General features: G+C 47.2%; 1 protein-coding gene and 1 rRNA gene. One reads left to right on the plus strand and one right to left on the minus strand.

Translation table 11 applies throughout. From position 1 onward, the window contains the following. A 23S ribosomal RNA gene (locus HMPREF3166_RS06235) occupies nucleotides 1-306 on the minus strand; the annotation flags it as partial. Between the two features lie 58 nt (nucleotides 307-364). Here HMPREF3166_RS06235 and HMPREF3166_RS10245 point away from each other — a divergent pair. Further along, a partial coding sequence (locus HMPREF3166_RS10245; RefSeq protein ID WP_210383924.1) for a hypothetical protein occupies nucleotides 365-612 on the plus strand: 248 nt, incomplete at its 3' end.

Here is a 612-nt window from a genome sequence, read left to right on the forward strand (position 1 = left end):
CCCCTGCCAGGTATCACACGCATGCAGTTTAGCCAAAAATCCACGTTCGCTCGCCGCTACTAGCAGAATCATTATTATTTTCTTCTCCTACGGGTACTAAGATGTTTCACTTCCCCGCGTTACCACCACACAAACTATGAATTCATTCATGCAGCGACCACACACAACTGTGGCCAGGTTTCCCCATTCGGACACCCTCGGATCAACGCTCGATTGACAACTCCCCGAGGACTATCGCGGCCTTCCACGTCCTTCATCGGCTTATCATGCCCAAGGCATCCACCGTGCGCCCTTCACAGACAACACAAAATACTAAGACACCCACACACCAACCACACAAACAAAACATTCATGTAATCAGCGCGTGAACAAAAATGATTTCAAACAAAAAATCACAAAAAGAAGATACTCGCGTCCACTATACAGTTCTCAAACAACACTAAACACCCACAACAAACCAACGAAAACTCATCAGCCCATTGCCGAGCGTCCACAAAAAGGAACAAACAGATTGTCCCAGACACCCAACAGCCATGACAAACCAAACAACTTCGCTAACCCAACCCCAACACTGTGCCAACCCCAACACACAACATCCACACTCAACAAAAA

The sequence above is a fragment of the Corynebacterium sp. HMSC08A12 genome, from assembly GCF_001807485.1.
GTDB lineage: Bacteria > Actinomycetota > Actinomycetes > Mycobacteriales > Mycobacteriaceae > Corynebacterium > Corynebacterium evansiae.